Source organism: Nocardioides flavescens (assembly GCF_009823805.1).
Classification (GTDB): Bacteria; Actinomycetota; Actinomycetes; order Propionibacteriales; family Nocardioidaceae; genus Nocardioides; species Nocardioides flavescens.
In genome coordinates, this window is record NZ_WUEK01000002.1 from 425,674 (window position 1) to 444,084 (window position 18,411).

Genomic DNA, 18,411 nt, shown 5'->3' on the forward strand with positions numbered 1-18,411 from the left:
CTAGCCGTGGACGGCCAGGGTGGAGCCGGTCCGGGCCTTGGTGACGACGAGCTGGGTGGGGATGCGGTCGCGCATCTCGGCGACGTGGCTGACGACGCCGACGATGCGGCCCCCGTCGCGCAGGCTGTCGAGGGTGTCGAGCACGTCGTCGAGGGTGTCGGCGTCGAGCGAGCCGAACCCCTCGTCCACGAAGAGGGTGTCGAGGTCGGCGCCGCCGACCTCCTGGGTGATGACGTCGGCCAGGCCCAGGGCGAGCGCGAGCGAGACCACGAACGTCTCGCCGCCTGACAGGGTCGCCGGGTCGCGCGCCTCGCCCGACCAGTCGTCGCGCACCCGCAGGCTGAGACCCCCACGGGTCTCGCCCGCCCCGGCGCGGCCGGTGTGCTCCAGGGTGTAGCGGCTGTCGCTCATCCGGCCGAGACGCTCGTTGGCGGCGGCGACGACCTGGGAGAGCCGGTAGGCCAGGACGTAGGCGGACAGGCGCATCTGCAGCCGGTTGTCGGCGGCCTTGCCCTCGCAGAACGCCGACAGCTCGGCCGTCAGCCGCCAGTCGGCGTGCAGCGGTCGCCAGGCCGCCAGGGCGTCGTCGAGGGCCGTGCCGAGCTCGCCGAGCCGCGCTGCGCGTCGCGCCCAGCGGTCGCTGAGCGATCGGGCCGAGGCCAGCGCGTCGAGCGCGGCGGCGTGCGCCGCCCCGAGGGCGTCGAGATCGGGGGTCGCGACGTCGAGCAGCTCCTGGGCGCCGGGTGCGTCCAGGACGGAGGCGACCGCGGCGACGCGCCGCTCGTGCTCCCGGACCGCGGTCTCCAGGGTGGCGATCTGCTGTGCGGTGCGCACGGCACCGAGCGCGGCCGCCTCGCCGGCGAACCCGGCCGCTCGCAGCGCCCCCTCGAACGCCTCGGCGGCCTCGCGCTGCGCGGTGGCCGCGGCCTCCGCCTCGTCGAGGGCGCGCAGAGAGGCTCGGGCGCGTCGCTGCTGTCCCTGGGCTCGGGCCAGCAGGGTGGCGAGGTCGTCGGCTCCCGTGTCCAGCAGCAGCTCGGCGAGCTCGGCGGCGACCTCGGCGTGGCGCTGCTCGGTGAGCAGGAGGCGCTCGGCCGCCGCCGCGCGGTCGCGGTCGAGGGTGGCGAGCCGGGCGGTGAGGGCCTCGACGTCGTCACCGGCACCGCCCAGCTCGGCGACGAGTGTGGCGCTCCTGACCCGCAGCGCGCCGAGCTGCTCGCGCAGGTCCTCGGAGCGGTGCTTTCCCGCGCGGGAGCGCGCCTGGGTGAGCTGGGCGGTGAGGTCGTGCACGCGGGAGGCGTGGGCGTGCTCGAGCAGGTTGGCGTCGTCGAGCTGCTGGCGCGCGAGGTGCTCGACGGACTCGTCGGGGGCTCCCGGTGCGGCCACGGCCCGGGCCGGGTGGTGCTCCGAGCCGCAGACCGGGCAGCAGCCTCCGACGGCGAGTGCTCCGGCGAGCTCGGCGGCCATCCCCTCGATGCGGCGGCGGTGGACGTCGAACAGGTCGTCGCGGCGGGCCGCGACCAGCTCCCGGGCGTCGAGGTGCTCGGCGCGGGCTGCGGCGAGCTCGGTCTCCAGCCGGGTGCAGGTCAGTGCGGCCTCCACCTGTCGCTCGACCTCGAGCACCTGGGCGGTCACCTCGACGAGCGCGTCCGCGGCCTCGCACGCGGCCCGGGTGCGGACCTGCTCGGCGTCGAGCTCGACGACGCGTCGGGAGAGCGCGTCGACCTCGGCCGCGAGCGACGCGAGCTCGCGCTCGCGGGGGAGTGCGGCGCGCGCGGCGGCCTCGGTCTCGACCGCGGTGCGCTCCTCGTCGACGAGTCGCGACCGGTCGTCCTCCTCGACCTCGAGGCCCGCGAGCCGCTCGTGCGCCGCGGCACGCGCACTGCTCGCCCGAGTGACGAGCCGGTGGACGGGCTCGACCGCGGCGGCCCGCGCAGCGGCCGCGAGCTCCTCGCGCACCACGACCACCTCGGGCTCGTGCTCGTCGAGCCGGACGCGCTCGGCGTGAGCGCGCGCGACGGCGTCGCGACGCTCGGCGAGGGCCCGGCCGGCCCCGAGGTCAGCGCGCGCCCGGGACTCGGCGGCGGTCGCGGTCGCCAGCTCGTCGGTCGCGGCGCGAGAGCGCTCGGCGGTGTCGGCGACCAGGTCGTGGGCCCACGCGGCGAGGGTGTCGTCGGAGGCGGGCTCGGTGAGGTCGGAGACGTCCCAGCCGTCGGGCAGCGGCGCGACGACCGCCTCGCTCACCCGGCTGACGGTGTCGGCGAGGGTGCGGTGCGCGGCCTCGGTGGCTCGCCGCAGGGACAGCCGGCGCTCGCGCAGCCAGGACTCGACGTCCTCGAACCGGCCGGTGCGGAACAGCTGGTGCAGCAGACGATGACGGTCCTCGGACTTCGCACGCAGGAACGTCTGGAACCGGCCCTGCGGGAGCATCGCGACCTGCGTGAACTGGGTGAGGTTCATGCCGATCAGGCCGGAGATGAGGAGCCCGGCCTCGTCGAGCCTGGTCGCGAGCGTGACCCACTCCCCGCCGACGCGCTCGGCGACGTGCACCGACGCCTGGGCCGTCGTCGTGCCGCTCCCGCGCTTCTTGGGGCGCTGCCAGGCCGGGGTGCGGACGATGCGGAAACGTCGCGAGGACAGCGTGGCCTCGAGCGAGACCCGCGGCTCGGCCTCGGGGGCCGCCTGGTCGGCCCGCAGCCGCTTGGCCGTGCTGCGGTCACCGGGCACGTCGCCGTAGAGGGCGAAGCAGACGGCGTCGAGGACGCTGGTCTTGCCGGCCCCGGTGGCACCGGAGAGCAGGAACAGGCCCGCGCTGCTCAGGCGGTCGAAGTCGACGCTCACGGTGCCGGCGAACGGGCCGAACGCCGTCACCTCGAGCCGGTGGAGCCTCACCTCCGCCTCACCACAGACCGTCCGTGGCGAGGACGTCGGCCTCGGGATCGTCGGCGCACGCGTCGCAGGCGGTCTGCAGCAGCGCGGCCTCGGCCTCGGAAGCAGGACCTCCCCGCATCGCGCTGACGAAGTCGAGCGCGATCTCGTGGTCGCTGCGCCCGCGCGTGCGAGCGAGCGGCACGCCGTCGCCGCCCGGCCCGGACGGGGCGAACGACAGCACCAGCGTGTGCGGGAAGCGACGGCGCAACCGCTCCATCGCCTGGCTCGGACGGGCGTCGTCGGTGAGGGTGGCCTGCACCCAGGAGGACTCGTGGACGCCGAGGCGTGGGTCGACCAGCAGCTCGTCGAGGGTGCCGGTCAGCCGCGCCAGCGCCCGCGGCACGGGTGCCTCCACGAACTCGGCGGCGACCGACCCGTCGGCCGCGAGGTCGACGAGCCACGAGCCTTTGCGCTGGTCGGCCTCGGAGAACGAGTAGGCCAGGGGGGAGCCGCTGTAGCGGACCCGGTCGGTGAGCGTGTGCGGGCCGTGCAGGTGGCCGAGCGCGACGTAGTCGACGCCGTCGAAGACGGGCACCGGCACCCGGGAGACCCCGCCGACGCTGATGTCGCGCTCGGACTCGCTCGGCTGGGCACCCGCCACGAAGGCGTGGGCGAGCACCACCGAGCGGGTGCGCGACCGCCCGCGCGAACGTCCGGCGAGGTCGCCACGGACACGGCGCATGGCCTCGATCAGCGCAGCCTCGTGGGAGCGGGCGGCGAGCCCCCACTGTTCGCGCAGGACGTCGGGGTCGAGGTAGGGCAGGCCGTAGACCGCGACGTCGCCGTCGTCGTCACCGAGCAGGACCGGGGTGCCGACCGAGCCGGCGTCGGTGCGCAGGTGAACGCCGGCCGCGTCGATCAGCCGCGAGCTGAAGCCGAGACGGCGTGCGGAGTCGTGGTTGCCGCTGGTGATGACGACGCGCGCTCGCGACGCCGCGAGCCGGGCGAGGACGTCGTCGGCCAGGGCGACGGCGTCGACCTGGGGCAGCGCTCGGTCGTAGACGTCGCCGGCGACGACCACGAGGTCGACCGACTCGGACTCGACGACCTCGAGCAGGTGGTCGAGGTAGGTCGCCTGGTGCGCGAGCATCCCCTCACGGTGGAACGACCGGCCCAGGTGCCAGTCGGAGGTGTGGAGGATGCGCACGCCAGAGACGCTAGGCGGCGGCACCGACAGTGCGGCGGAGCCCACGCCGGGCCGCGACGGGTTACGGTGAGGCGCAAGTCTCGGACCCCACGCCGCACCCTCGTCCTGACCACCGCCGGCGGGCTCAGCCTGCTGCTCGCCGCCCCGGCGCTCGCTCTAAGGACCACGTCCGTCACCGGCGGCACAGCAGCGATCACGGCGGGCGCCTCGGGGGACACTGCAGCGATCACGTGCACGGGCTCGTCCCTGGTTGTCGATGCTGTCGCCACGACCACCGCCTGCAGCGCGATCACCGACTTCGACATCCAGCTCGACGGTTGGAACAACACGCTCTCGTTCCCGGGTGCGACGACTGCGAGCTTCCCGGCCGTGCGACAGGTGCGTGTGGACAGCGCGAACGGTCTCGCCGATCCCGACGTGACCGGTTCGCCGTACGACGTCGTCGTCGTCGCCGCCGACGCGCTCGACACCGTCAACACCTTCGACGGCAGCGACCGCATCTCGGCGGTCTGAACGTCGACGGCGGCGGCGGCAACCATCGCTGCACCTCCCCGGCCGGCACGGCCACCGGCGGCCAGGGCTCCGACATCGTCGAGTTCGACTACACCGGCGCCCCGGACACCGCGGTGAGCTTCGCGCTCACGCCCACGACGTACGCGATCAACGTCGCCGGCCGCGCTCAGAGCGGGGTCGAGGCGTTCGTGCTCTCGATGCCCGACGGCGTCAACAACGTCAGCGACGTCAACTCCTCGACGTACGCCGGCCGGGTCGTGGTGCGGCTGCACAGCGGCGCCGACACGTTCACCGGCGGCAGCGATGACGACTTCGTCGACGCCGGGCCCGGCACCGACACGATCAACCCCCGGGGCCGGCAACGACCAGGTCCGCTGCGGCGAGGGCACCGACACGATCAACGTCCAGGACGGCCAGGTCGACGAGGTCGACTGCGGGGACGGTCAGGACACCGTGACCGCCGACCGTGTCGACGTGGTGAAGAACTGCGAGACCGTCAACCTCCCGCCGCTGCCCGCGCCGGCTCCTCCCGCGGCACCCGAGACCAGCCAGGTCGTGGGTCTGGAGTACGTCAAGCGCGGAGCCAAGGCGTCGTGCGTCTTCGTCAGCCCGACCGCCGGCGCCGGCTTCCAGTGCCGTCTCGACAACCGGTCCTGGCGCGTCTGCTCGAGCCCGTTCGAGGTCAACACGCGCAAGCTCTCGCTCGGCAAGCACGAGGTCTACGTGCGCGCGGCCGTCGTCGGCAACGTCGACGCCACGCCCTCGACGTTCGCCTTCCGAGTCCAGAAGCCGACCAAGCGCCGCTGAGAGCCGTCGACCGCCCGCTGGTCTCGAGACAGAACTCCGTCCTTCCTCGACCGGCGGGCGGGGTCAGGCGTAGCGGACGGTGCGCTTCGGCGAGGTGAAGCCGAACAGCGCGAGGCCGGACTCCTTGGCGAGCGCCGCCGACAGCGAGGTGGGGGCGCCGACGGCGACCAGCGCCCCGACGCCGGCGGCGACGGCCTTCTGCACGAGCTCGAAGCCGGCGCGACCACTCACGACCAGGGCGGCCTCGGCGGGCGAGGCGCCCGCGACGACGCGGGCGCCGGTGACCTTGTCGACGGCGTTGTGGCGCCCGACGTCCTCGCGGACGACGAGCAGCTCACCGTCGGCGCGGGCCAGCGCGGCCGCGTGGACGCCGCCGGTCGAGTCGAAGACCCGCTGGCCGGTGCGCAGCGCGTCCGGCAGGGCGCGTACGACGTCCGGCGGCGGCAGCTCGCCCGCCCAGCGCCCCGCGGCGGGAGCGGCGAGGGCCTCGGCCACGCTGTCCTTGCCGCAGACGCCGCAGGCCGACGACCCGGAGCCGGCGTGCCGGTGACCGGGGTCGCGGGTGGGCGGCTGGTCGAGCGTGACCGTGACGACGTTGAACTCCTGCTCGGGGGCGAGGTCGACGTCGGTGCAGTAGGCGATCGTGCGCGGGGGAGCGGCGAGCAGCCCCTCGTGGACCAGCCACCCCGCGGCGAGCTCGAAGTCGTGACCCGGGGTGCGCATCGTGACCCAGACCCGGCGTGCATCGGCGCCGGGCCAGGCGAGCCGGATCTCCAGGGGCTCCTCGGTCGCGAGCCGGTCCTCGTGGCGGCGCTCGGTGCCGTCGGCCAGCTGCTCGCGGACCCGGGTGCGGACGGTCGGCCCGGGGCGGCGGGCGCGCTCGCTCACGAGACGGGCCCCGTCGAGCGGCCGAGCGCGGCGAGCTTGCGGCGCAGCGTGTCCGTCGCCTCGACCAGCCGCCGCCTCAGCGTGACGTCGAGGCCGGGGTCGTCGGCCAGCGCCTCGGCGCGGGCCAGCGTCGCCGCGTCGAGCGAGGTGCGCGGGAAGAAGACCTCGGCGGCGTCGCCGAGCGTCCAGCCGCTGCGCACGGCGGCGGTGCCGGACAGCTCGTCGAAGTAGCGCCCGACGTACGGCGTGGTCAGCTCGGTCTGCGAGCCCTGCCAGAAGCCGAGTCCGACCGCCTCGAGCTCGTAGTTGGGCACCGACACCTCGCCGGTGAACCGCTGCCACGCCCAGGCTTTCGCCTCCACGCTGGGGAGGGAGGCGCGGGCGCCCGCGTGGGCGACCGTGGCGACCTGGGTGGGGTCGACGGCGAGCTGCTCGTCGAGCCCGGCCTCGTCGACGGCGCCGTGTGCAGCGAGGCGGCGCAGCACCCGCCAGCGCAGGTCCAGGTCGAGCGGTACGCCGTCCGGCAGGTCACGCCCCTCGAGCCAGCCCTGCAGGCGGGGCGCCGGAGCCGTGGCGACGGCGACGCGGAACGCCGCGAGCTGCTCCTCGGAGCCGGCCCGCAGCTCGGCCAGCCGAGCGAGGGCGGCGTCGTGCACCCGGGCGCTCGCCGCAGCGGGGTCGGCCTGCAGCGGCAGCACCCAGCCGTAGACCCAGGCCATCGTGCGGCGTGCGCTGTCCTCGGTGTCCTCGACGGGCAGCGAGGCGACGACGAGGTCGAGCACGTCGGCGGGGACGACGAGGGCGTTGTGCAGGGCGCTGCGCACGCTGCTCCAGATCCCGGCGCGCAGCTCGGGGTCGTCGACCGCGGGCAGCAGGTCGACCAGCGCCCGCACGGTCGCGGTGTCGGGCACGGTCACCGCCCAGGTGTCGAGGTAGGGGTCGACCACCACCGGGGCGTCGTCGGCGACGTCGGCGGGCAGCGCGAACGGTGTCTCCGCGGCGGTGATCTCCAGCTCGTGGTCGCTCCACAGCCCGTCGCGGTCGGCGACGGCGACCCGCAGCCGGTGCGGCCGGTCGGCCTCCGCGCCGGAGACCGAGGGCTGCGTGCGTCGCACGAGCCCGGCCGCGCGGTCGAAGGACAGCGTGTCGGGCCCGGCGGTCTGCAGCCACGGCCCGGCGAACGTCGACAGGTCGCCGGCCCCGGCGCGCTCCCAGCTGCCGAACAGGTCGGCTGCGGTCGCGTTGTCGAAGCGGTGACGCTCGAAGTGGTCGCGCACGCCGGCGAAGAAGGTGTCGTCGCCGAGCGTGGCGGCCAGCTGGCGCAGGATCGCCGAGCCCTTGGCGTAGGAGATGCCGTCGAAGTCCTGCAGGGCTGCCGTCGCGTCGACCGCGCCGTTGCCCGCGACCGGGTGGGTGGTCGGGCCCTGGTCGGCGACGAGCCCCCACTGGCGGCGCGCGTAGGCCATCTCGGCCCACGCCTCGGCGTACTCCGTGGCGTCGGCGGTGACGCGGTTGCCCATGTACTCGGCGAACGACTCGTTGAGCCAGAGGTCGTCCCACCACGCGGGGGTGACCAGGTCGCCGAACCACTGGTGGGCCATCTCGTGGGCCACCGTCGTCGCGCGCTGCACCCGCAGCGCCCGGGTGACCCGGCTGGTGAAGACGAGCGGGTCGCGGAAGGTGACGCAGCCGGGGTTCTCCATGGCGCCGGCGTTGAACTCCGGCACGAAGGCCTGGTGGTACTTCACGAACGGGTAGCGCATCCCGAAGAGCCGGTGCAGCTCGTCGAAGCTCTGCCGGGTGAGGGTGAACAGCTCCTCGGCGTCCTTGTCGAGGTCGGCCGCGAGGCTGGCCCGCGAGCTGAGGCCGAGCGGGATGCCGTCGTGCTCGGTCTCGAGCACGTGCCACGGACCGGCGACGAGGCTGACGAAGTACGTCGACAGCGGGGCGCTGGGCTCGAACTCCCAGGTGCCCGCCTCGACGCGCGAGCCGGGGGCGTTGGCGACGACGGTCCAGTCGTGGGGCGCCCGCACGTGCAGCGTGTAGGACGCCTTGAGGTCGGGCTGGTCGAAGCAGGCGAAGACGCTGGGGGCGGCGTCCATGAACATCATCGCGTAGACGTAGTGCCGTCCGTCGGCCGGATCGACGCTGCGGTGCAGCCCCTCGCCGTCGTTGCGGAAGCCCATCGTGGCCTCGACGACCAGCTCGTGCTCGCCCGCGCCGAGGTCGAGCGGGAACCGACCGCGCGCGAGCAGGTCGGTCTCCAGCGGGCGTCCATCGAGCCGCACGGTGTGCAGCCGCTGCGGCTTGAGGTCGAGGAAGGTCTGTCCGGCGCCGCTGCGGAACCGCAGCACCGTGGTCGAGCCGAACGTCGCCTCGTCGGCGGCCAGGTCGAGCGTGACGTCGTACGACGAGAGGTCGAGCAGGGCCTTGCGGGCCACCGCTTCGGAGCGCTGCAGGGACGCGGGGGACTCGGTGGTGCGGGACACCTCACCAGCCTAGGAGGCGGCCCGCGGCCGAGTGGTGCGGGTCACCGCGCGGGGGTTTTGGGCGGGCCCGCGGCGCAGGTCTAGCCTCGTGCTCGACCGCGCGGGTGCTGCGCGGTCCGCATGCCGCCGCTGGAGACGCTTCCCCCGAGCGACCCGCGGCCGGGGACGGACCCTCCCCATGGGTCTCCGTCCGGCGACGGATCCCGAGCGTCTGCTCGGGGTCCGTCGTGCCACCCTGGGCCCATGCCCTCACTCCCTGAGCAGACCCCGGCGCACCAGGCCGAGCTCGGCCCCGACACCCACCGCAGCGTCGGTCTCCACCAGATCGGCGAGCACCGCTGGATGGCGACCAACGCCCGCGGCGGCGGGGTGTCGATCGGCACGGGCGAGGACCCCGACTTCACGCCGGTCGAGCTGCTCCTCGCGGCGCTCGTGGGCTGCGGCGCCGTCGACCTCGACCTCATCACCGGCAAGCGTGCGCCGTTCGAGACGTTCGCCGCGCGGGCCGAGGGCCACAAGGTGCGCGACGAGCACGGCTCGCACATGGTGCAGCTGCAGGTGACCTTCGACGTCACCTTCCCCGAGGGCGAGGCCGGCGACGCCGCCCGCGCGGTGCTGCCGCGCACCGTGCAGCAGATCCAGGACCGGCTGTGCACCGTCGGACGCACCGTCACCGTCGGCGACCCGGTGGTCTACCGGACGGGACCCGTCGACGGGGAGGTCAGCCCAGGCTGACCCGCTCGATGTCGACGGCCTCGGCGGGGGCCACGCCGTCGGCGGCGACGCCCTTCTCGGCCAGGGCCGCGACCTTGTCGATGCCGGCCTGGTCGAGGGTGCCGAAGACGGTGTACTCCGGCGGCAGCTGCGTGGCGGCGTACACCATGAAGAACTGCGAGCCGTTGGTGTCGGGCTGGCCGATGTTGGCCATCGCCAGGGTGCCGGCCGGGTAGGTCTCGGACCCGTCGAGCTCGTCGGGCACGGTGTAGCCCGGGCCGCCGGTGCCCTTCCCGGACGGGTCGCCGCACTGCAGCACCGACAGCCCGCCGCTCTGCGGGGTCACGAGCCGGTGGCACGGCGTGTCGTCGTAGTAGCCCTGTGAGGCCAGGGACAGGAACGAGCCGACCGTGCACGGCGCCTTCGTGGCGTCGAGCGTCAGGTCGAGGGCGCCCAGCGTCGTCGACAGCACGATCGGGATCTCGCCGGTGTAGGCCGCCTCGGCGGGCGGCTTCTCGACGTCGCGCGCGGCGGGCAGGTTGTCGTCGTCGGCGTAGTCGCAGGCCACCGGGGCGCCGGTCGGCAACGAGGAGAGGTCGAGGTCGCTGCCTCCGGAGCCGCCGTCGGTCGCCGTGGTGCCGTCGTCGTCACCGCACCCGCCGAGCGCGAGCAGCCCGGTCAGGGCGAGGGCCGAGGCGGCGGCGGACAGGCGGGAGCGGCGCAGGAGCATGGGCACGAGGGTAGAAGACCGGCCTCAGCCGTTGCGGCCGCGGGCCGCGACCTCCCAGGGCCGGAGCAGGCCGTGCTCCTCGACCCACAGCTCGTCGGTGAGGTTGACCGCGGTGCAGCAGTGGTTGGGGACGACGTCGAGGCGTGATCCCACGGGCGGCAGCGGTCCGTCGCCGACGTCGACGACCGCGTGGTGCTCGGAGAGCAGGACGATCCGGGCGTCGGGGCGCTCGAGGAGCCGGCCGTGGCCGGTGTTGTACGGCGCCCGGTCGGCACCGATGGCCTTGGCGCCCGAGTCGAGGACCACGCGTCCGCCGGCGTGGCTGACGACGGTGGCCCGGCAGGTCAGGGCGATGTCCTCGGGCCGCGCGGCGCCGAGCTCCCACTGCTGGGCGTCGCCGAAGACGTAGACGCCCGGGCGCAGCTCGGTGACGACCCCGAGGTCGGCGTGGGCGAAGGTCGGCGTCGATCCGCCGCTCACGACCTCCACCTCGAGCCCCGCCGCCCGCACCGCGTCGCGTGCGGTCGCGAGCGCCCGGGCCTCGTCCGCGGCCGCCGCGACCGCACCCTCGGGCGAGTAGCCGTGGCCGGGGAAGCTGAAGACCCCTCGGACCGTGAGCCCCGCACGCGTCGCCGCGAGCGCCACCTGACCCGCCTGCTCCGGCTGGCAGCCGGTGCGGTGCTGGCCGCTGTCGACCTCGACGACCACCTCGACGCCGTACGGCGCCAGGAGCCGCCCGGCCCTGGCCGCCCCGTCGACGGAGTCGATGCCGATGGCGACCCGGGCCCGCTCGGCGAGGTCGCGCAGCCGCTCGGCGGCGCGCTCGTCGACGTGGACCGGGTAGGCGATGAAGAAGTCGTAGCAGCCGTGGCGCAGGAACACCTCGGCCTCGCCGAGGGTGGCGACGGTGAGCCCCACCGCCCCCGAGGCGAGCTGCAGCCTCGCGATCTCGGGGGTCTTGTGGGTCTTGGCGTGCGGACGCAGCGCGAATCGGTTGGTCTTCGCGTGGTCGGCGGCGCGGCGCACGTTGCGCCGCAGCCGGTCGAGGTCGACGCGCAGGTACGGCGTCGTCGGCGTCCGCACGGGGGGCTCAGTCCTCCTCGTGCGTCTCGGGGTCGCCGTCGAACCAGCGACCGTCGGGCCGCCCGAGTCCGGTGATCGCGGCGACCTCGTCGTCGGTGAGCTCGAAGCCGTCGAGGTCGAGGTTCTGGGCCTGCCGCTCCGGCGTGGCCGACTTGGGGATGGGCAGCGCGCCGAGCTGCAGGTGCCAGCGCATGACGACCTGGCCCGGCGTGACGCCGTGCGCCTCGGCGGCGGCGCGCACCGGCTCCTCGTCGAAGACCGCCTGCTGGCGCGCGAACGGGCTCCACGACTCGGTGACGATGCCGAGCCGCTCGTGCACCTCGCGGAGCTCGGCCTGGGGGAAGTAGGGGTGCAGCTCGATCTGGTTGAGCACCGGCACGACCCCGGTGTCGTCGACGACCTGCTGCAGGTGCGCCTCGGTGAAGTTGGAGACGCCGGGGGAGCGCACCAGCCCCTCGTCGCGAAGCGCGACGAGCGCGCGCCAGGTCTCGCCGAACAGCCGACGCCCGGGGTTGGGCCAGTGGATGAGGTGCACGTCGATCCGGTCGAGCCCCAGCCGCTCGAGCGACTCACGGGTGCTGGCGATCGCGTCGTCGTAGGCGTGGGCGCGGCCGGGGATCTTGCTCGTCACCACGATCTCGTCACGGGGCACGTCCGAGCGCCGGATGGCCTCGCCGACCTCGGCCTCGTTGCCGTAGTTCACCGCCGTGTCGATGAGGCGGTAGCCCTTCTCGAGGGCGCTGAGGACGGCGGTGACGGCGTCCTCTCCCTTGAGCCCGGAGGTGCCGAAGCCGACGGCGGGGATCGTGGTGCCGTCGACGAGGGTGCGGTCGGTGGTCGGAGCGGTCATGGCCGCACGGTATCCATGACGGTGTGGTCGAACTCAGGACTCAGGACGACGACTCAGCGCGGCTGACGCCGGACTGCGCCCAGTGCGCGGCGCTGTGCTGCGTCGTGCTGCCCTTCGCGCGCTCGAACGACTTCGCCTTCGACAAGGCCGGGGGCGAGCCGTGCCGCCACCTGGCCGGGTCGGCCTGCTCGATCCACCCCCGGCTGATGAGCGCCGGCATGCGCGGCTGCGTCGCCTACGACTGCCTCGGCGCGGGCCAGCAGGTCGTGCAGGTGACCTACGCCGGCCGCGACCTGTCGAGCGGCCTGCCGGCGGAGACCCGCGAGGTGTTCGTGAAGGTGTCGTGGCTGCACGAGATGCAGGTGCTGCTGCGCGAGGTCCGCGGCTCCGACGCGCTCCGGCGGGAGGTGCGGGGACTGGCCGACGGCTCGCCCGAGGAGCTGGTCGGCCTCGACGTCGACGCCGTCGCCGCCCGGGTCGGCCCCCTGCTCCGCGCCCACTCGGCGGCGGTGCGCGGAGCCGACGCCCCGTCGTACGCCGGGCTCGACCTGCTCGGGCGCGACCTGCGGCGCACCGACCTGCGCCGCGCCGACCTCCGCAGCGCCGTCCTCGTCGCCGCCGACCTGCGCGGCTGCGTCCTCGAGCGCACCGACCTGCTGGGCGCCGACCTGCGCGACGCCGACCTCACGGGCGCCGACCTCAGGACGGCGCTGTTCCTGACCCAGCCCCAGCTCGCCGCCGCCCGGGGCGATGCCACCACGCTGCTGCCGACCGGCCTGCGCCGGCCGGCGACCTGGGGCTGACGCTCAGCCGGCTCCTCAGCCGGCTCCTCAGTCGGCGGCGTTCTGGCTGCCGTCGTCGGGGGTGGCCTCGTGGTGGCGCTCGCCGCGGGTGCGGCGGTCCTCCTTCATCTCGGCCTCGAAGAGGTGCCGGCGACCACCGACGAGCTCGTCGCGCGCGGCCTGCTCGACCTCTCGGACCTTCGACCAGTAGGTGTCGTCGTACTCCTCGACGACCTGGAAGCTCCAGCGACCCTCGATGATGTTGCGGCCGACCACCTCGCGCTCGATCCGGTCGGCGAGCTCGGTGTGCCCGGCGTCGCGCAGCGCGTCGACGGCCTCGCCGAGGGTCAGGTCGGCGGTGCCGCTGCGGCGGTGGAAGGCGTAGAGGAGGCCGCGGCACTCCTCGACGACCTCGAGGGCCTCCGAGAGCTTGCCCAGCGCCTCGACGGTGGCGTCGTCGACGCCGTCGGGCCGGGTGTGGTGGTCGGTGCGCTGGTCAGAAGGTCGGTCGCTGGGTCGATCGCTCATGGGCGGGGGGTACCCCGGCGTAGGTTCGTCAGCATGCGCCTGGGCCTGCACTACTCGAACTTCACCCACCCCGACTGGGAGCACCGGCTGGCCGAGCGGCTGACCGACACCGCGCGCACCGCCGACGAGGGCGGCGTCGCGCAGTTCACGGTCATGGACCACTGGTTCCAGATGGAGCAGCTCGGCGGCCCGGACCAGCCGATGCTCGAGGGCTACACCACCCTCGGCTACCTCGCGGCGGTGACCGAGCGGATGCGGCTCGGGCTGCTGGTCACCGGCGTGACCTACCGCCACCCGGGCCTGCTGGCCAAGACGGTCACGACCCTCGACGTCCTCTCCGGCGGTCGTGCGGTGCTCGGCATCGGAGCGGCGTGGTACGACCGCGAGCACGAGGGGCTGGGCGTGCCGTTCCCGTCGACCTCCGAGCGGTTCGAGCGGCTCGAGGAGACCCTGCAGGTCGTCACGCAGATGTGGCGCGGCGACCGCTCGGCGTACGCCGGCGAGCACTACCGGCTCGCCGAGCCCGTCAACGTGCCGCCGCCGGTGCAGTCACCGCCGCCGATCATGGTCGGCGGCAGTGGGGAGCGGAAGACCCTGCGCCTCGTCGCGCAGTACGCCGACGCGTGCAACCTGTTCGGCGGCCCCGCCGAGGAGGTGCAGCACAAGCTCGACGTGCTGCGCCGCCACTGCGACGACGTCGGCCGCGACTACGACACGATCGAGAAGACCGTCATCGTCTCGGCCGACCCGGTCGGCGACACCGACGCCTTCCTGGCCACGGCCGAGTCGTACGCCGGTCTCGGGATCGAGCTGGTCGCCTGCGGGCCGGCCGGCGACGACCCCGTCGCGTGGACCGGTGAGCTGTGCGAGCGGGTGCTGCCGCGGCTGTCCGACGTCTGAGCTGTGATCAGGCCGCGAGCGCGGCGTAGCGCCCCTCGGTGCGCAGCAGGGAGTCGTGGTCGCCGCGCTCGGCGACCCGGCCGTGGTCGAGCACGACGATCTGGTCGGCGTCGCGCACGGTGGAGAGCCGGTGCGCGATCGTGACGGTCGTGCGGCCCTCGGCAAGGGTGTCGAAGGCCTGCTGCACCGCACGCTCGGTCTCGGTGTCGAGCGCGCTGGTCGCCTCGTCGAGCACCAGCACGCGCGGGTTGCGCAGCAGGGTGCGGGCGATGGCCAGGCGCTGCTTCTCCCCGCCGGAGAACCGGTGGCCGCGCGAGCCTACGACGGTGTCGTAGCCGTCGGGGAGCGAGGCGAGCAGGTCGTGGATGCGCGCCGCGCGGGCGGCGTCCTCGATCTCGGCGTCCGTGGCGTCGGGACGGGCGTAGCGGAGGTTCTCTCGCACGCTCGCGTGGATGAGGTAGGTCTCCTGGCTGACGACCCCGACGATCTCGGCGAGGTCGCCCAGGCGCAGGTCGCGCACGTCGACGCCGTCGATGGTGACGCGGCCGGTCGTCGGGTCGGCGAGCCGGGCGACGAGCGAGGCCAGCGTGGTCTTGCCGGAGCCGGTCTCGCCGACGAGGGCGAGCGTCGTGCCAGCGGGCACGACGAGGTCGACTCCGTCGAGGGCGGGCACGTCGCTGCCCGGGTAGGTGAACCCGACGGCCTCGAACCGCACCTCGCCGCGGACCCGGGCGGGGTCGAGGTCGACCGGGTGCTCGGGCTCGTCGATCTCGACGGGAAGGTCGAGGTACTCGAAGACCCGCTGGAACAGCGCGAGCGAGCTGACGACCTGCACGCCGGTGTTGAGCAGCCCCATGAGGGGCCGGAAGAGCTGGCCCTGCAGCGCCGTGAAGGCGATCAGGGTGCCGATGGTCATCGTGCCGGCGGTCATCGGCAGCCCGGCGCCGAGGTAGAGCACGGCGGGGATCGCGGCGAAGATGACGCTCATCGAGGCCATCCGCCACCGCCCGGCGAGCTGGGAGCGGAGCTCGAGGTCGACGAGCCGGGCGCTGGAGGCGGAGAAGCGGTCGACCAGGGCGGGGCCCGTGCCGAGCGTCTTGCTCAGCTGCACGCCGTTGATCGAGAGGCTCTCGTCGATGGTGACGTTGAGGTCGGCGAGCTCGCGCTGCTGGGCGCCGGTGATCTCGCGGCGCAGCCGCGCGACCTTGCGGCTCAGCCAGAGCGCGGGCGGCAGCACGACCAGGGAGACGAGGGCGAGGCGCCACGAGAGCGCGACCATGGCGATCGCGGTGGCGACGGTGGTGGTCAGGTTGGCGGCGATGCTCGTGGCGGTCGAGGTCACGACCGACTGCATCCCGCCGATGTCGTTGGTGATGCGCGACTGCACCTCGCCGGTGCGGGTGCGGGTGAAGAACCCGACCGACTGGCGCTGCAGGTGCGCGAAGACGTCGGTGCGCAGGCCGTGCATGACCTCCTGGCCGACCCGGGTGCTGACCCAGGTCTGCACGACGCCGAGAACGGCGGTGACCGCGGCGACCAGGACCATCGCGCCGGTCAGCAGCACGAGCAGGTGCAGGTCCTGCTGCGGCAGCGCGGTGTCGATGACGGCGCGGAGCAGGAACGGCGAGGCGAGCCCGACGACCGAGCTCGCGGCGATGATGGCGACGACCCCCGCGACCGCGGCGCGGTGGGGTCGGAAGAGTCCGGCGATGCGGCGCAGCGAGACCTGGTGGGCCTGCTCGCGCTCGAGGGCGGTGGGCTTGTCGGGAGTCTGGAACCGGGGCATGGGCGCCCTCCTGGAGACGGGGATGATTTGCTGAGGTTACCTCACTGTGAGGGTGCAACGCGATCGGTCGCTACTCTGTTCCCGTGGCTGTTGACCTCGATGGGCTCTCCGTGCTGTCCGAGGCGTTCTGGGCGGTCTCGCGGCGCATGCGCGAGGCGTCCGTCGCCGCGTGGGCGTCCTACGACGTGACCCCGGGCCAGGTGCGCGCCCTGCGCGTCGTCGAGCGGCACGGCTGCGGAGAGGACGACGCACCCGAGGGGGTCCGGGCCTCCGAGCTCGCCCAGCACCTGCGCATCGCGCCGCGCTCGGTGACCGAGGTCGTCGACGGGCTCGAGGCCAAGGGCCTGGTCCAGCGGCGCCCGGACCCGACCGACCGGCGGGCCCTGCGGGTCGTGCTGACCGAGCAGGGGCGCGCCCTCACGCGCGAGCTGCGGGCCACGAAGGGGGCGGAGTCGCAGCGGGTCTTCGGGCGGCTGTCGGCCCGTGACCGGGCCGAGCTCGCCCGCATCCTCGCGGTGCTGGCAGAGCCCGAGCCGGGCGGCTAGTGACCAGGGTCGCACGGCGTACGACGTGCGGTGGGCCGCGTGGGTGCCCTAGGGTCTCACCCGAAAGGGAGTAGTCCCCTCACCGTCGTGTCGACATGCTGACCCCCGGGTCCGGTGCGACGGGTCGCCCGACCACCACCTCGTGGTGACGCCGGTGCGGCGGACGAGACTTTCGGCCAGTTGACCGACCCACGACGGGTCGCGCCTGGTCGAAGGTGCGTCCCCTCGGTGCGCAGCTCCGGCTCGGCGCGGCCCCCACCAGGAGCCCACGTTGTACGCCTTCCTGCTCAGCACCGCCGTCATCTTCGTCGCCGAGCTCGGTGACAAGAGCCAACTGATGGCGATGACCTTCGCGACGCGCTACCGCGCCCGTGACGTGATCGTCGGCATCACCGCGGCCACCGCGATCGTGCACCTCGCCTCGGTCGGCATCGGAGCCGCCGTCGGCAGCGGCTTCGCCGATCAGCAGCACCTCATCTCCGTCATCGCGGGCATCGCGTTCCTCATCTTCGCCCTGTGGACGCTGCGGGGCGACGAGCTCACCGACGACGAGGCCGAGAAGGCCAAGCGCAGCACCGGGTGGTCGATCCTCGCCGTCGGTGTCGCCTTCTTCCTCGCCGAGCTCGGCGACAAGACCATGCTCGCCACCATCACCCTCGCCACCCAGGAGGGATGGCTCGGCACCTGGATCGGCTCGACGGTCGGCATGGTGGCCGCCGACGCCCTCGCCATCGCCGTCGGCATCGCGCTGGGTCGCAAGCTGCCCGAGCGCGTCATCAAGTACGGCGCTGCGGTCGCCTTCGCGATCTTTGGTGTCCTGCTCATCGCCGAGGGAGCCGGCTGGCTCGGCTGAATGGCTCGCGGCCGGGTCGGGTCAGGGTCAGGCCGGGGGAGGGTCCGGGGAGACGACGGATGCCCCGGGTGCGGAGCCTGGACGACGCTGGCCGCATGACGGCGAGGGAACGGCCCCGACGGTCCGGCGCAGGACGGTCCGGCGCAGCGTGGTCGGGCGCAGCAGTGCTCGCGGGCGTGGCGGCGTTCGTGTGGCTCCCGGCGGCGGTCGCGGGGCTGGTGCCCGGCGCGCCGGACGGTGCAGCGGGCGCGCAGGCGGCCCTCGGTCCCGCACTGTCGGCGTACCTCGAGGGGACGGATCCGCGGTTCCCGCCGGACCTGCAGACGCTAGTCGACTACTGGCGCGTGTGGCACGCGGTGAAGATCGTCGTGACCGCCGGTCTCGTGCTGGTCCTCGTGGCGTCGGCGCGCGCGACGTGGGCGGGGTGGGTGCGTGTCGGCGGTGCGGCCCGACGCCTGGTCGCCACCGTCGCGACCGGTCTGGTGCCGGTCGCCGGCCTGCTGCTGGTGGTCAACGTGCAGGCGACCGCGGCGCCCTCCATCGCCCTCCTGCCGCTGTCGGACGCGTCGCCCGGCCACGAGATCGAGGCGGGCAGACCGCCGGTGGCCGCGCTGCTCGACGACGTCGAGGTCTACCACCTGAGCCTCGTGGTCGCCGCGGCCGTGGCCGCGCTCGCCTCCGCCGGTGCGGTCCGGCTCGCGGTGCGCGCGCGGCGCGGCCGAGCCCGCGGCGCACGCGAACGCACTGCACTGGGCGCGGTCGTCGTGGTGGCGGCGTCGGCGGCGTCGGCGTTCGTGGCCGTAGCCGCCCTGAGCGCGATCGCGCTCGCCGACCCCGTCCAGGCGTTGCAAGACGCGCTGGGGTGATC

Annotated in this window: 18 protein-coding genes; 8 read left to right on the top strand and 10 right to left on the bottom strand. The window is 74.3% G+C overall.

The window, feature by feature from the left end; all coding sequences use genetic code 11:
- Positions 1 to 2,889 carry an AAA family ATPase gene (locus GRQ65_RS04725; RefSeq protein ID WP_160875610.1) on the bottom strand — a complete coding sequence of 963 codons (2,889 nt, stop codon included), beginning with the start codon at positions 2,887 to 2,889 and terminating at the stop codon, positions 1 to 3.
- A 7-nt stretch (positions 2,890 to 2,896) separates the two neighbouring features.
- Positions 2,897 to 4,075, bottom strand: a complete 1,179-nt coding sequence (locus tag GRQ65_RS04730) for an exonuclease SbcCD subunit D C-terminal domain-containing protein (RefSeq protein ID WP_160875612.1) — start codon at positions 4,073 to 4,075, stop codon at positions 2,897 to 2,899.
- Positions 4,076 to 4,141: 66 nt separating this feature from the next.
- Between GRQ65_RS04730 and GRQ65_RS04735 the strand changes: the two genes are divergently transcribed.
- A complete protein-coding gene (locus GRQ65_RS04735) occupies positions 4,142 to 4,588 on the top strand; it encodes a hypothetical protein (protein ID WP_160875614.1) in 447 nt (148 codons plus the stop codon).
- Between the two features lie 166 nt (positions 4,589 to 4,754).
- On the opposite strand, the gene GRQ65_RS23250 is transcribed toward GRQ65_RS04735, so the two are convergent.
- Positions 4,755 to 4,880 (bottom strand): hypothetical protein, encoded by a 126-nt coding sequence (locus GRQ65_RS23250; protein WP_272917533.1) that lies wholly within the window; start codon positions 4,878 to 4,880, stop codon positions 4,755 to 4,757.
- Positions 4,881 to 4,891: 11 nt separating this feature from the next.
- Here GRQ65_RS23250 and GRQ65_RS04740 point away from each other — a divergent pair, with 11 nt between their 5' ends.
- Positions 4,892 to 5,395 carry a hypothetical protein gene (locus tag GRQ65_RS04740; protein WP_160875616.1) on the top strand — a complete coding sequence of 168 codons (504 nt, stop codon included), beginning with the start codon at positions 4,892 to 4,894 and terminating at the stop codon, positions 5,393 to 5,395.
- A 63-nt stretch (positions 5,396 to 5,458) separates the two neighbouring features.
- Here GRQ65_RS04740 and GRQ65_RS04745 read toward each other — a convergent pair whose 3' ends face one another.
- On the bottom strand, positions 5,459 to 6,283 hold the full coding sequence (locus GRQ65_RS04745) for a formate dehydrogenase accessory sulfurtransferase FdhD (RefSeq protein ID WP_160875618.1): 825 nt from the start codon (positions 6,281 to 6,283) through the stop codon (positions 5,459 to 5,461).
- The gene (gene pepN / locus GRQ65_RS04750; RefSeq protein ID WP_160875620.1) at positions 6,280 to 8,772 is read right to left on the bottom strand and encodes an aminopeptidase N; all 2,493 of its coding nucleotides are present in this window, start codon (positions 8,770 to 8,772) and stop codon (positions 6,280 to 6,282) included. The genes GRQ65_RS04745 and pepN overlap by 4 nt, the downstream gene beginning before the upstream one ends.
- Before the next feature lie 243 nt (positions 8,773 to 9,015).
- Here pepN and GRQ65_RS04755 point away from each other — a divergent pair, with 243 nt between their 5' ends.
- Entirely contained in the window at positions 9,016 to 9,507 is a 492-nt protein-coding gene (locus GRQ65_RS04755; protein ID WP_160875622.1) for an OsmC family protein, read from the top strand.
- On the opposite strand, the gene GRQ65_RS04760 is transcribed toward GRQ65_RS04755, so the two are convergent.
- From GRQ65_RS04760 to GRQ65_RS04770, 3 genes are read right to left on the bottom strand one after another with little or no spacing between them, the layout of a single operon-like run.
- A complete protein-coding gene (locus GRQ65_RS04760; RefSeq protein ID WP_160875624.1) occupies positions 9,494 to 10,216 on the bottom strand; it encodes a peptidylprolyl isomerase in 723 nt (240 codons plus the stop codon). The two genes, GRQ65_RS04755 and GRQ65_RS04760, sit on opposite strands and share 14 nt — an antisense overlap.
- A gap of 24 nt (positions 10,217 to 10,240) precedes the next feature.
- On the bottom strand, positions 10,241 to 11,299 hold the full coding sequence (locus GRQ65_RS04765) for an alanine racemase (RefSeq protein ID WP_160875626.1): 1,059 nt from the start codon (positions 11,297 to 11,299) through the stop codon (positions 10,241 to 10,243).
- 7 nt (positions 11,300 to 11,306) lie between these two features.
- A complete protein-coding gene (locus GRQ65_RS04770; protein WP_160875628.1) occupies positions 11,307 to 12,149 on the bottom strand; it encodes an aldo/keto reductase in 843 nt (280 codons plus the stop codon).
- 23 nt (positions 12,150 to 12,172) lie between these two features.
- Here GRQ65_RS04770 and GRQ65_RS04775 point away from each other — a divergent pair, with 23 nt between their 5' ends.
- Complete coding sequence (locus tag GRQ65_RS04775) at positions 12,173 to 12,952, top strand: pentapeptide repeat-containing protein (protein ID WP_160875630.1); 780 nt, start codon at positions 12,173 to 12,175, stop codon at positions 12,950 to 12,952.
- 27 nt (positions 12,953 to 12,979) lie between these two features.
- Here the strand turns inward: GRQ65_RS04775 and GRQ65_RS04780 are convergent, their stop codons facing one another.
- Complete coding sequence (locus tag GRQ65_RS04780) at positions 12,980 to 13,459, bottom strand: hypothetical protein (protein WP_160875632.1); 480 nt, start codon at positions 13,457 to 13,459, stop codon at positions 12,980 to 12,982.
- A gap of 33 nt (positions 13,460 to 13,492) precedes the next feature.
- Here GRQ65_RS04780 and GRQ65_RS04785 point away from each other — a divergent pair, with 33 nt between their 5' ends.
- Positions 13,493 to 14,359, top strand: coding sequence for an LLM class F420-dependent oxidoreductase (locus GRQ65_RS04785; RefSeq protein ID WP_160875634.1), 867 nt, complete (start codon positions 13,493 to 13,495; stop codon positions 14,357 to 14,359).
- Positions 14,360 to 14,366: 7 nt separating this feature from the next.
- Here the strand turns inward: GRQ65_RS04785 and GRQ65_RS04790 are convergent, their stop codons facing one another.
- The gene (locus tag GRQ65_RS04790) at positions 14,367 to 16,145 is read right to left on the bottom strand and encodes an ABC transporter ATP-binding protein (protein ID WP_160875636.1); all 1,779 of its coding nucleotides are present in this window, start codon (positions 16,143 to 16,145) and stop codon (positions 14,367 to 14,369) included.
- 83 nt (positions 16,146 to 16,228) lie between these two features.
- Between GRQ65_RS04790 and GRQ65_RS04795 the strand changes: the two genes are divergently transcribed.
- From GRQ65_RS04795 to GRQ65_RS04805, 3 genes are all read left to right on the top strand, one after another.
- On the top strand, positions 16,229 to 16,690 hold the full coding sequence (locus GRQ65_RS04795; RefSeq protein WP_337191493.1) for a MarR family winged helix-turn-helix transcriptional regulator: 462 nt from the start codon (positions 16,229 to 16,231) through the stop codon (positions 16,688 to 16,690).
- A 271-nt stretch (positions 16,691 to 16,961) separates the two neighbouring features.
- Positions 16,962 to 17,543 (top strand): TMEM165/GDT1 family protein, encoded by a 582-nt coding sequence (locus GRQ65_RS04800; RefSeq protein ID WP_160875638.1) that lies wholly within the window; start codon positions 16,962 to 16,964, stop codon positions 17,541 to 17,543.
- 95 nt (positions 17,544 to 17,638) lie between these two features.
- A complete protein-coding gene (locus tag GRQ65_RS04805) occupies positions 17,639 to 18,409 on the top strand; it encodes a hypothetical protein (RefSeq protein WP_160875640.1) in 771 nt (256 codons plus the stop codon).
- Positions 18,410 to 18,411 lie beyond the last annotated feature (2 nt).

Excerpts from the sequence above, each read along its gene's own strand:
- GRQ65_RS04755 (WP_160875622.1), top strand. The coding sequence starts at position 9,016 with ATGCCCTCACTCCCTGAGCAGACCCCGGCGCACCAGGCCGAGCTCGGC.
- GRQ65_RS04770 (WP_160875628.1), bottom strand. The coding sequence starts at position 12,149 with ATGACCGCTCCGACCACCGACCGCACCCTCGTCGACGGCACCACGATC.
- GRQ65_RS04785 (WP_160875634.1), top strand. The coding sequence starts at position 13,493 with ATGCGCCTGGGCCTGCACTACTCGAACTTCACCCACCCCGACTGGGAG.
- GRQ65_RS04790 (WP_160875636.1), bottom strand. The coding sequence starts at position 16,145 with ATGCCCCGGTTCCAGACTCCCGACAAGCCCACCGCCCTCGAGCGCGAG.
- GRQ65_RS04760 (WP_160875624.1), bottom strand. The coding sequence starts at position 10,216 with ATGCTCCTGCGCCGCTCCCGCCTGTCCGCCGCCGCCTCGGCCCTCGCC.
- GRQ65_RS04805 (WP_160875640.1), top strand. The coding sequence starts at position 17,639 with ATGACGGCGAGGGAACGGCCCCGACGGTCCGGCGCAGGACGGTCCGGC.
- GRQ65_RS04780 (WP_160875632.1), bottom strand. The coding sequence starts at position 13,459 with ATGAGCGATCGACCCAGCGACCGACCTTCTGACCAGCGCACCGACCAC.
- GRQ65_RS04740 (WP_160875616.1), top strand. The coding sequence starts at position 4,892 with ATGACGACTTCGTCGACGCCGGGCCCGGCACCGACACGATCAACCCCC.